The sequence below is a fragment of the Pseudomonas sp. BAV 4579 genome (assembly GCF_009765395.1).
Taxonomy (GTDB): Bacteria; Pseudomonadota; Gammaproteobacteria; order Pseudomonadales; family Pseudomonadaceae; genus Chryseomonas; species Chryseomonas aestiva.
This window is the reverse complement of record NZ_WHOV01000144.1, coordinates 1-11,235: the sequence shown is the minus strand read 5'-3', so window position 1 is coordinate 11,235 and position 11,235 is coordinate 1. Positions and strand designations below refer to the sequence as shown.

Below are 11,235 nucleotides of genomic sequence, written 5' to 3'. Positions count from 1 at the left end.
GAACCCGCGACCCCCGGCGTGACAGGCCGGTATTCTAACCGACTGAACTACCGCCGCGCATTGCGTGTACCTTGCGGAACACTTCCCGAAGAGTTTGGTGGCTGATGACGGGATCGAACCGCCGACCCCCTGCGTGTGATGCAGGTGCTCTCCCAGCTGAGCTAATCAGCCATCCCCTTCGGGTGACGCGCATTCTCCTCGTAGCCCCTTGATCCGTCAAGGATTTTTCCAATTTTATTTTCCAGTGGGCGCTATTCCCGGTAGATCATCTTGCGGGTCATGCCGCCGTCCAGGGTGATGGCCTCACCGCTGATGAAACCGGCGTTGCCACTCAGCAGCCAGGCCACGCAGGCCGCGACATCTTCCACCGTCCCTACCCGCCCGACCGGATGCTGCTCGTGGTCGGTGGCGGACAGCGGCTCGGCCTCGCGGACATGGGCATCGCGCGCATCGATCCAGCCCGGAGCGAGCGCATTCACCCGCACTTCCGGACCCAGGCTGATGGCCAGGGCGTGGGTCAGGGCCAGCAGCCCGCCCTTGCTCGCGGCATAAGCCTCGCCATGGGGCTCGGACTGCTGGGCACGGGTCGAGGCGATGTTGACGATGGCGCCCTGCTGCTCGCGCAGATAGGGTGCGCAATGCTTGGCCAGCAGCATGGGGCCGTCCAGATTCACCCCGAGCACCCTGCGCCATTCGGCCAGTGCCAGGCTTTCCAGCGGCTGGCCCTGGGCAGTGGCGAGACCGGCATTGTTGACCAGGGCATCCAGCCGCCCGAACTGACCGATCACCTGGGCGACGGCGGACTCCACCTGACTCTCGTCAGCCACGTCCAGGGCGACGAACCAGGCGCGGTCGCCAAGGGCGGCGGCCACCTTGGCGCCGCGCTCCTGCTCGATGTCGGCCACCACTACCCGCCAGCCTTCGGCTACCAGCCAGGCGGCGATGCCCAGCCCGATCCCACGCGCCGCGCCGGTGACCAGGGCGACGCGCAATTCCACCGGCGCGAACGTCAGACTCATAGGGCCGCCAGTCCGCGGGCCAGGTCCTGGCGCAGATCACCCAGGTCTTCGAGACCCACGGCGATACGGATCAGGCTGTCGCGGATCCCGGCGTTGGCACGCTCGGCCGGCGACAGCCGCCCGTGCGAGGTCGTCGCCGGGTGGGCGATGGTGGTCTTGGTATCACCCAGGTTGGTGGTGATGGAGATCATCCGGGTGGCATCGATGAAGCGCCAGGCAGCGTCACGACCACCGGCGACCTCGAAGCTCACCACGGCGCCGAAGGCGCTCTGCTGGCGGCACGCCAGCCCATGCTGCGGATGGCTTTCCAGGCCGGCGTAGTGGACCCGCTCGACGCCGGGCTGGCCTTCCAGCCAGCGCGCCAGCTCCAGTGCGGTCTGGCTGTGCGCCTGCATACGGATCTTCAACGTCTCCAGGCCCTTGAGGAACAGCCAGGCATTGAAGGGGCTCAGGGTCGGACCGGCGGTACGCAGGAAACCCACCACTTCCTTCATCTGCTCGGCACGGCCGGCGACCACGCCGCCCATGCCCCGGCCCTGACCATCGATGTACTTGGTCGCCGAATGGATGACGATGTCGGCACCCAGCGCCAGCGGCTTCTGCAGCGCCGGGGTGCAAAAGCAGTTGTCGACCGCCAGCAGCGCGCCCCGGTCATGGGCGATCTCGGCCAGGGCGGCGATGTCCACCAGCTCGGCCAGGGGATTGGACGGCGACTCGACGAAGAACAGCCGGGTATTGGGCTTGCAGGCCGCCTGCCAGGCGTCCAGGTCGGCCAGCGGTGGATAGTCCACCTCGATGCCGAAGCGCTTGAAGTACTTCTCGAACAGGCTGATGGTCGAGCCGAACACGCTGCGCGAGACCAGCACGTGGTCGCCGGCGCTGCACAGACTCATGACCATGGCCAGGATGGCGGACATGCCCGAGGCGGTGGCCACCGCCTGCTCGGCCCCTTCGAGGGCCGCGATGCGGGTCTCGAAGGTACGCACCGTGGGATTGGTGTAGCGCGAATAGACGTTGCCCGGCACCTCGCCGGCGAAGCGCGCCGCGGCATCCGCGGCGGTCCGGAACACGTAGCTGCTGGTCAGGAACAGGGCTTCGCCATGCTCGCCTTCCGGCGAGCGCTGCTGCCCTGCCCGCACCGCCAAGGTCTCGAAGGCCGCGCCCTCGAGATCACTGTCCAGGCGTCCGGCATCCCAGTCTTGGCTCATGTGCAGCTCCTTAGTCGTTGTAGAGATCGATGATGGCGCTGACGGCCTTGTGCTTGACCTTGGCCGCGTCGTTGCGCGCCTGCTCGATCCGATTCAGATAGGCGGCATCGACGTCGCCGGTGATGTACTCGCCATCGAACACCGCGCAGTCGAACTGCTCGACCTTGGGTGCCTTGCGGGTGCGCACGGCTTCCTGCAGGTCATGCAGGTCCTGGTAGATCAGCCAGTCGGCGCCGATCAGCTCGCCGACTTCCTCGGTGGTGCGGCCGTGGGCGATCAGCTCGTGCACGCTGGGCATGTCGATGCCATAGACGTTGGGGAAGCGCACCGCCGGAGCCGCCGAGCAGAAATAGACCTTCTTGGCGCCGGCTTCGCGGGCCATCTGGATGATCTGCTTGCAGGTGGTGCCGCGGACGATGGAGTCGTCCACCAGCATCACGTTCTTGCCGCGGAATTCCAGTTCGATGGCGTTGAGCTTCTGGCGCACCGACTTCTTGCGCGCGGCCTGGCCGGGCATGATGAAGGTCCGACCGATGTAGCGATTCTTGACGAAGCCCTCGCGGAACTTGACGCCCAGGTGGTTGGCCAGCTCCAGGGCCGCGGTGCGGCTGGTATCCGGAATCGGGATGACCACGTCGATGTCGTGCTCGGGCCGCTCGCGCTGGATCTTCTCGGCGAGCTTCTCGCCCATGCGCAGGCGGGCCTTGTAGACCGAGATGCCGTCGATGATGGAATCCGGGCGGGCCAGGTAGACGTGCTCGAAGATGCAGGGCGCGTACTGCGGATTCTGCGCGCACTGACGGGTGTAGAGCCGGCCGTCTTCGGTGATGTACACCGCTTCGCCCGGTTCCAGGTCGCGGATCAGGGTGAAGCCGAGCACGTCGAGGGCGACGCTCTCTGAGGCGATCATGTATTCCACGCCGTATTCGGTGTGACGCTGGCCGAAGACGATGGGCCGGATGGCGTTGGGATCGCGGAAGCCGACGATGCCGTAGCCCGTCACCATGGCTACCACGGCGTAGCCGCCACGGCAGCGCTCATGGACCTCGGAGACCGCGGCGAAGACGTCGTCCTCGGTCGGCTGCAGCTTGTTGCGCACCGCCAGCTCGTGAGCGAAGACGTTGAGCAGCACCTCGGAATCGGAATTGGTGTTGACGTGGCGCAGATCGGATTCGTAGATCTCGCGGGACAGCTGCTCGACGTTGGTCAGGTTGCCGTTGTGCGCGAGGGTGATGCCATAGGGCGAGTTGACATAGAACGGCTGCGCCTCGGCGGAGCTGGAGCTGCCGGCCGTGGGGTAGCGCACATGGCCGATGCCCATGCGGCCGACCAGGTGCTGCATGTGCCGCTGCTGGAAGACGTCGCGGACCAGGCCGTTGTCTTTACGCAGGAAGAGTTTACCGTCCAGGCTGGTGACGATACCGGCGGCATCCTGACCGCGATGTTGAAGGACGGTGAGCGCGTCGTATAACGACTGGTTGACGTTCGTCTTGCCCACGATACCTACGATGCCACACATGCGACGCGACCCCACTGTTTCAAGTGATGCGACGGCGAACCATCGCAGGATGACCCCGGCAGTGCGAGGCCTGGAAAATCGTTCAAGGAGCCTTGGGCCCCAGCTGTGGCAGCAATTGCAGACTGGGCATGGGCGTCGCGCCCAGCCATTGGCCGGCAAAGCCCAACAACAGATTCTTCGACCAATCGGCCACCAGGAGAAAATGTGGAACCAGCACCGACTGCTGCCACCAGCCGTCCTGCTGGACCGGCCCCAGACTCAGCAGCCCCACCGCCACGGTGATCAGCAACGCACCGCGGGCGGCGCCAAAGGCCATGCCGAGAAAGCGATCGGTGCCCGACAAGCCGGTGACGCGGATCAATTCGCCAAGCAAGAAGCTCACCAGGGCGCCGACGAGCAGCGTCAGCACGAAGAGAATGACACAGGCGGCGATCACCCGCCCGGACGGCACCTGAATATAGTCGACCAGGTAATTGGACAGAGCCCCGCCGAAGACCCAGGCCACGCCACCGGCCACGATCCAGGTGGCCAGTGACAACGCTTCCTTGACGAAGCCGCGCCTGAGACTGATCAGGCAGGAAACGATGACAACGGCGACGATCGCCCAGTCCACCCAGGTGAAGCCCACGGCAAGGTCCACTTACAAAAAGGCCCTGCATTCTAGCAGAGCCTTGTGACCGGGTTAACCGCGCTCCGGCTGAAAGCGGACGACAAAGCCCTTGACGCCATTCTGCTTGTTGAGCTGGTCGCGCAGGCGATCCGCCTCGGCGCGCTCTATCACCGGCCCGACGAAGACCCGGTTCATGCCGTCGGCGGTCCTTACATAGGCGTTGTAGCCCTGGCTGCGCAGCTTGGCCTGCAGGGCATCGGCGCTGGGCCGCGACGACAGGCTGGCGAGCTGGACCGACCAGCTGTTGGGCAGATTGGCCGCGCCCAGGCGCGAATCCGGCTTGGCCGCGGGTGCCGGGGCCGCCGCAGGTGCCGCCGGAGCGCTGGCGACGGGTGCGCTGGCGGCCGGCGCCTTGGCGACCGGCGCGGCAGGCTGGGATGGCGCCGGCGCGGGGCTCGCCGGCGCATTCTGCGTCGGCGCCTGGCCGGAAGTGCCGGCGATCGGCGTCTGCGGCTTGCCGAGCGGCTTGGCCGGCTCGTCCGGCACCACCACCACCGGCGGTGCCTCGGGCGTCTGCACCGGCTGCACCTCGGTACTGGGCACCGTGGGTGCGGCCGGCTGGGCCGGCGCTTCGACCGCTACCTTGCGGGCATCGTCCTGACGATTGAAGAGCATGGGGACGAAGATGATGATCAGCGCCAGCAGCACCAGAGCACCGATGACTCTTTGCTTGAGCATGGGTTATGCCTCCGCGGATTCGGATGGGGAAGAGAGCTGCGCGAGGACCTCGGCGACACTGTAGAAGGAGCCGAACACCACCACCTCGTCGTCAGCCGCACTGGCGGCCAGTTGCGCCTCGAAGGCGGCCAGCAGCGAGGCATGGGCCTCGGCCCGGGCACCCTGTGCCTGCAGGATAGCGGCCACCTCGCCACCGTCGCGACTGCGCGGGGTCGGCAGACTCGCCACTGCCCAGCTGGCGAACAGGCTTTCCAGGGGCGCCAGGATGCCGTCCAGGTCCTTGTCGGCCAGGACGCCAAACACCGCGCGCCGTACGCCGGCGACCGGCTTCATCGCCAGGCGGCGGCCCAGGTATTCGGCGGCATGGGGATTATGGGCCACGTCCAGCAGGACGCTGCGCCTCTGCCCGGCCCGCTCGACCTGGCGCCGATCGAGCCGTCCGGTCATGCGCGTGGCCTGGAGCGCTGCCGCGATCTGCTGCGGCAGCCAGGGTTGTTCGAGTAACGCGTAGGCCTGCAAGGCCAGGGCGGCATTTTCCATGGGCAGATCGAGCAGCGGCAGGCCCGGCAGCGTCAGGTCGTTGCCCTGGGCATCGCGCCCGCGCCAGAACCAGCCGGCGCTCTCGATGCGCAGATCGAAGGCTTCACCGCGCAGCAGCAAGGGCGCGCCCAGGCGCTCGGCGGCGTCGATCAGCGGCGCAGGGGGATCCAGATCGCCACAGAGGGCCGGCTTGCCGTCGCGGAAGATCCCAGCCTTTTCCACGGCGACGCTGTCGCGGGTATCGCCCAGCCATTCGGCGTGATCCAGGCCGATGCTGGTGACCAGCGCCAGATCGGCATCGATCAGGTTGACCGCATCCAGGCGTCCGCCCAGACCGACCTCGAGGACGGCGACATCCAGCCGGGCACGCTCGAACAGCCAGAAGGCGGCCAGGGTACCCACTTCGAAATAGGTCAGGCTGATCTCGCCGCGGGCGGCTTCCACGGCAGCGAAGGCGGTGCAGAGATCGCTATCGCTGGCGAGGGTGCCGTCCACGTCGACGCGCTCGTTGTAGCGCACCAGGTGCGGCGAGGCATAGACGCCGACCCGCTGGCCGCTCGCGCGCAGCAGGCTGGCGAGAAAGGCGCAGGTTGAGCCCTTGCCGTTGGTACCGGTCACGGTCACCACCCGCGGCGCCGGCCGGGTCAGGCCCAGCCGCTGCGCGACCTCGCGCACCCGGTCCAGGCCCATGTCGATCGCCGACGGATGCAGCTGCTCGAGATAGGCCAGCCATTGCGCGAGGCTGCGCGAAGCCATCAGGCCGCCGGGACCGGCTGGTGCTGGAAGGTCGCCAGCAGACGCGCCAGGCGATCACGCAATTCCTTACGCGAGACGATGAGGTCGACGGCGCCGTGATCCAGCAGGAACTCGCTGCGCTGGAAGCCTTCCGGCAGCTTTTCGCGCACGGTCTGCTCGATCACGCGCGGACCGGCGAAGCCGATCAGCGCCTTGGGTTCGGCGACAATGACGTCGCCCAGCATCGCCAGACTGGCGGAGACACCACCATAGACCGGATCGGTCAGCACCGAGATGAAGGGAATGCCCTCTTCGCGCAGACGCGCCAGCACTGCGGAGGTCTTGGCCATCTGCATCAGGGAGATCAGGGCTTCCTGCATCCGCGCACCGCCCGAGGCGGAGAAGCAGATCAACGGGCAGCGCTCTTCCAGGGCCACATTGGCCGCGCGGACGAAACGCTCGCCGACCACAGCACCCATGGAGCCGCCCATGAAGGAAAATTCGAAGGCGCAGACCGCCACCGGCATGCCCTTGAGGGTGCCGCGCATGGAAATCAGCGCGTCTTTTTCGCCGGTTTCCTTTTGCGCCGCGGTGAAACGGTCCTTGTACTTCTTGCTGTCGCGGAATTTTAGGCGATCCACCGGCTCCAGCTCGGTACCCAGCTCTTCACGACCCTCGGCGTCGAGGAAGATGTCCAGGCGGCGTCGCGCGTTGATGCGCATGTGGTGACCGCACTTGAGGCACACGTCCAGATTCTTTTCCAGCTCCGGACGGTAGAGGACCGCTTCGCAGGCCGGACACTTGTGCCAAAGACCTTCCGGCACCGAACTGCGCTTCACCTCGGACCGCATGATGGAAGGAATCAGTTTGTCGACCAGCCAATTGCTCATGCATCTCTCTCCACTTGCATGGGCTCCCAGCGTGGCCTGGGCCACGCCTTCCTTGAGCATCTGTAATAGGTTCGGCAGCGCCCGCTGTATCCCGGGCCGCTACCCTCTTGTCACATGCCGGCTCCCGGGGAGCCGGACGTCAGACCCACCCGGGGCGGGTCTGCTTGAATATGTCGCAGGTGTGGACGGCAACCACCCGACGAGGGTCACATCAGGCGGTTGGCGCACCCCGCACGGCCGCCACGAATCGGGCGATCTCGGCGGCATCCTTGATGCCCTTGGCCTGCTCCACGCCGCCACTCACGTCCACCCCAAAGGGCCGGGACGCGGCGATGGCCGTGGCCACGTTATCCGCGTCCAGCCCACCCGCCACGATCAGTGGCAGCGACAGGTCCTGCGGCACCCGGGTCCAGTCGAAGGCCTGGCCGGTGCCCCCGGGCACGCCGGCGACATAGGTGTCGAGCAGCAGCCCGCGGGCGCCGGCATAGTCCCGGGCGACGACGGCGAGGTCGATGTCCTCGCGCATGCGCAGGGCCTTGATGTAGGGACGGCGGTAACGGGCGCACTGCGCCGGTGACTCGTCGCCATGGAATTGCAGGAGGTCCAGGGGCACGGCGTCCAGCGTCTCCTCGATCTCGCAGGGCGAGGCATCGACGAACAGCCCGACACTGGTCACGAAGGGCGGCAGGGCCGCCACGATCTGGCGGGCCTGGGCAGCGCTGACCGCCCGCGGGCTGCGCGCATAGAACACCAGGCCGATGGCATCGGCGCCGGCAGCCGCCGCGGCCAATGCATCCTCGACCCGGGTGATCCCGCAGATCTTCACTCGAACGTTAGCCAAACCGGAATGACCTCGTTCCAAATCGATGGATGTTAGCAGACCACCCGCGCAGCGTCAGCCTTGGGGGTCATCCAGCTCGGGGATATGCCCCAGGAACAGCGGACCCAGCGGCCGCTTCGGCACGGGCGTGCTCTCGGGATACTCGGCGTCCACCAGGTAGAGGCCATAGGGATGGGCGGTGACGCCCCCCAGACGCCGCTCACGCGCAGCCAGGACCTCGCTCACCCACTCCACCGGCCGCTCGCCACAGCCCACCGCCATCAGCACCCCGGCGATGTTGCGCACCATGTGGTGCAGGAAGGCATTGGCGCGGATATCGAGGACGATCAGCCGTCCGCTCTGCCAGAGACGCAGGTGGTGGATGGTCTTGATCGCCGACTTGGCCTGGCAGGCCTTGGCTCGGAAGGAGGTGAAATCGTGGGTACCGAGCAGCACCTGGGCCGCCTCGCGCATCGGCTCGATCCGCAGCGGACGGTGATTCCAGGTGACCTCCTCCGCCAGGTGCGCGGGTCGGATGGGATCGTTGTAGATCACATAGCGGTAGCGCCGCGCCATGGCGCTGAAGCGGGCATGGAATTCGTTGCTGACCGGCTTGACCCAGGTCACGCTGATATCCGACGGCAGATTGGCGTTGGTGCCCATCACCCAGGCCTTGAGCGGCCGGGCGACGGGTGACTCGAAATGCACCACCTGGCCGGTGGCATGCACCCCGCAATCGGTACGCCCGGCGCAATGCAGCGCGATGGGCGCCGCAGCGACCTCGGAGAGGGCGTCTTCCAGGGTCTCCTGCACGGAGCGCACACCCGGCTGCTGGCGCTGCCAGCCGCGATAGCGGGCGCCCTTGTATTCGACGCCCAGGGCGATGCGCTGCGGCGGAACGATGATCGTGGGGTCTAGAAAATCCAAGACGACGGCCAGGCAAAAAAAAGGGGAGGCAGCTTATAGCGCCTCCCCTCCTCTGCCAAGTCCGGCCAGCCTTAGCTGAGCTGGGCGATGATCTCCCGGGCTTCCTGCTGCTGCCCGGCATTCCCCTCGGCAATCACCTCGTCGAGGATGTCCCGGGCGCCTTCCGGATCGCCCATGTCGATGTAGGCGCGCGCCAGATCCAGCTTGGTGGCGGTTTCGTCTTCGCCGGACAGGAAGTCGAAGTCGTCCAGACCGTCGCTACCCGCCGTGCCACTGGTGGTCTCCGCATCGAACTGGCGCGAGGCCTCCTGCAGGCGGGCGGCGAATTCCTCGTCGCTTTCGCGCTTGGGCGCCGGTTGCTCGTCGTCGAAGTCGGAGAGGTCGAAACTTGCGGGCAGCTCGGCGTCGGCCGCCGGCGGCGTGGGCGCATCTAGGGGCTCGTCGAAGGCCGAAGCCGCACTGGAACCCGCGGTCGGCTCGTCGTGCGCCAGGTCGCCCTGCCGCTCGAATTCGCTGAAGTCCAGAGCGAAGTCATCGTCCTTGGCAGCTGGAGTCGCCGCAGCCGTGGCAGCGGGTTCGGCATCGAAATTGAGATCGAAGTCGAAATCGTCGCGCGGGTCGGCCGTTTTGGCCTGAGCATCGGCGAAGGCTTCGCCGAACAGGGGTTCCTCCGCCGAACCGGCAGGCTGATGGCCCTGGGTATCCTCGCTGCCGAAGTCATCCAGGGACAGATCGAAGTCCTGGCTGTCCTCGGTGGCCGTGAAGCCCTGGTTGCGCGATTGCTCCTCGCTCAGTTCGTGGGCGGCGGCCAGCGCGGCGGCCCCGACCGCAGCCGAGGCGACCGCGACGGTAGCCATGGCCGGGTAGCGCGACTTCAGGTGCTCCACCGCCGGCTGGGCGCCGCCGATCTCCTTGAGTTCGCGTTCTTCGCGCTGGAAGCCGTCCTTGTCGCCCATCTCGGCATAGACTTCCATGAGCTTGAGGCGCAGATCGGCGCGATGGGGTTCCTGGTCGCTGGCCTTCTTGAGCACCTCGGCCGCCTGGCTGAAGCGGCCATAGGCCATGTAGATGTCGGCCTGACCCAGGGCATCGTCCTGGGCGTCGGCGTCACGCGCCGCGTCCTGGCTGCCCTGGTTCAGCTCCAGCCCGGCGAGGGCATGGTGATCACCCAGTTCCGGATCGGCGTCGAACACGGTGTCCGTGCGCGCGGCTTCGGCGTCGCGCTCGCGCTCGGCCTCCTTCACCGCGTTGCGGCGCGAGTTGATCATCAGCAGGACCAGCAGGGCCAGCAAGGCGCTGCCGCCGATGATGCCGAGCCAGAGCGGATTGCTGAGGATCTCGTCGAGGAAACTGTTGGTGGCCTCGGTCGGCTCGGTCGCCGGGGTGCTTGGCGTGACCGGGATGACCTTGGGCTCGCTGGCCGCGGGCGGCGCCGAGCCGGTGCCGGCCTCACTGCCCGGCGGCGGGGTAGCAGGTGCAGAGGCGTCGACTGGCGCGACCGGCGCGGCGGCGGTCGGTTCCTGGGGCGTGGGTGCGGGGGTGTTCTCGGCCGGCGCAGGCGTCACCGGAGCCGCCGCTTCGGGCGTCGCCGGCAGCTGGGCCGGCTGACCCGCGGCCTGGGGATTGGCCATGTTGGCCTGCATCCGCGCCAGCTGGGCGTCCTTGAGCTGCATGATCTTCTGCAGCTTGTCGAGCTGCGATTGCAGATCGCCCAGACGACTCTTGAGTTCTTCGTTCTCGCGGCGGGTGGTGTCCAGGCTTTCCTGGGTCACCGCCAGGCGATCGGCCAGGGACTGGTCGCCGCCCTTGCCACCGGCGGATTCGCCCGCGCGGCCGGCAGGCTGACCGGAGAGCAGCTTGAGATTGTCCTTGGGCGCGGCAGGCGTCGCGGCCTCGTTGCCACTCGGCTGGGCGGAAGCATCCACCTGCCGGCGCGGCGTACCAGCGGGTGCGCTGTCGCCGCCCTGCTTCCAGGCACGGGTCTGGCGGGCGATCTCGGCCACCGCCTCGCGTTGAGGACGCGTTCCGGCCTGGGCCTGATCGGGCAGGCGCAGCACCTGGCCGCTCTTCATCAGGTTGATGTTGCGATCGATGAAGGCGTCGGGATTCAGATCCTGGATCGCCAGCATGGTCTGGTCGACGGTAACGCTGGCGGCCGGGCGATTGCGCGCCGCCACTTCCCAGAGGGTATCGCGCCGCTCGGTGGTGTAGGTGCCCCGTGTCTGGGTC

The 11,235-nt window shown here is 67.3% G+C and carries 10 protein-coding genes and 1 tRNA gene; all 11 read right to left on the bottom strand.

Going from position 1 to position 11,235, the window contains the following annotated elements; all coding sequences use genetic code 11:
• Nucleotides 1-95 precede the first annotated feature (95 nt).
• A tRNA-Val gene (locus GSQ95_RS22560) sits at nucleotides 96-171 on the bottom strand.
• 80 nt (nucleotides 172-251) lie between these two features.
• Nucleotides 252-1,019 carry an SDR family oxidoreductase gene (locus tag GSQ95_RS22555; RefSeq protein WP_158896680.1) on the bottom strand — a complete coding sequence of 256 codons (768 nt, stop codon included), beginning with the start codon at nucleotides 1,017-1,019 and terminating at the stop codon, nucleotides 252-254.
• Nucleotides 1,016-2,227, bottom strand: coding sequence for an O-succinylhomoserine sulfhydrylase (locus tag GSQ95_RS22550; protein ID WP_158896679.1), 1,212 nt, complete (start codon nucleotides 2,225-2,227; stop codon nucleotides 1,016-1,018). The genes GSQ95_RS22555 and GSQ95_RS22550 overlap by 4 nt, the downstream gene beginning before the upstream one ends.
• Nucleotides 2,228-2,237: 10 nt before the next feature.
• Nucleotides 2,238-3,746: an amidophosphoribosyltransferase gene (gene purF / locus GSQ95_RS22545; RefSeq protein ID WP_133860853.1), complete on the bottom strand. Its 1,509-nt coding sequence runs from the start codon at nucleotides 3,744-3,746 to the stop codon at nucleotides 2,238-2,240.
• A gap of 82 nt (nucleotides 3,747-3,828) precedes the next feature.
• Nucleotides 3,829-4,374: a CvpA family protein gene (locus GSQ95_RS22540; protein WP_017641289.1), complete on the bottom strand. Its 546-nt coding sequence runs from the start codon at nucleotides 4,372-4,374 to the stop codon at nucleotides 3,829-3,831.
• Nucleotides 4,375-4,428: 54 nt separating this feature from the next.
• Entirely contained in the window at nucleotides 4,429-5,094 is a 666-nt protein-coding gene (locus tag GSQ95_RS22535) for an SPOR domain-containing protein (RefSeq protein ID WP_158973918.1), read from the bottom strand.
• Nucleotides 5,095-5,097: 3 nt separating this feature from the next.
• A complete protein-coding gene (gene folC / locus GSQ95_RS22530; RefSeq protein ID WP_158895376.1) occupies nucleotides 5,098-6,390 on the bottom strand; it encodes a bifunctional tetrahydrofolate synthase/dihydrofolate synthase in 1,293 nt (430 codons plus the stop codon).
• Nucleotides 6,390-7,259, bottom strand: coding sequence for an acetyl-CoA carboxylase, carboxyltransferase subunit beta (gene accD, locus GSQ95_RS22525; RefSeq protein WP_133860856.1), 870 nt, complete (start codon nucleotides 7,257-7,259; stop codon nucleotides 6,390-6,392). Before accD ends, folC begins: the two co-directional genes overlap by 1 nt.
• 211 nt (nucleotides 7,260-7,470) lie before the next feature.
• Nucleotides 7,471-8,100: a phosphoribosylanthranilate isomerase gene (locus tag GSQ95_RS22520; protein ID WP_158895374.1), complete on the bottom strand. Its 630-nt coding sequence runs from the start codon at nucleotides 8,098-8,100 to the stop codon at nucleotides 7,471-7,473.
• Nucleotides 8,101-8,154: 54 nt separating this feature from the next.
• A complete protein-coding gene (truA, locus tag GSQ95_RS22515; RefSeq protein ID WP_017641294.1) occupies nucleotides 8,155-9,006 on the bottom strand; it encodes a tRNA pseudouridine(38-40) synthase TruA in 852 nt (283 codons plus the stop codon).
• 71 nt (nucleotides 9,007-9,077) lie between these two features.
• Nucleotides 9,078-11,235: FimV/HubP family polar landmark protein (locus GSQ95_RS26900; RefSeq protein ID WP_158973916.1), on the bottom strand; the 2,158-nt coding region annotated here is incomplete at its 5' end.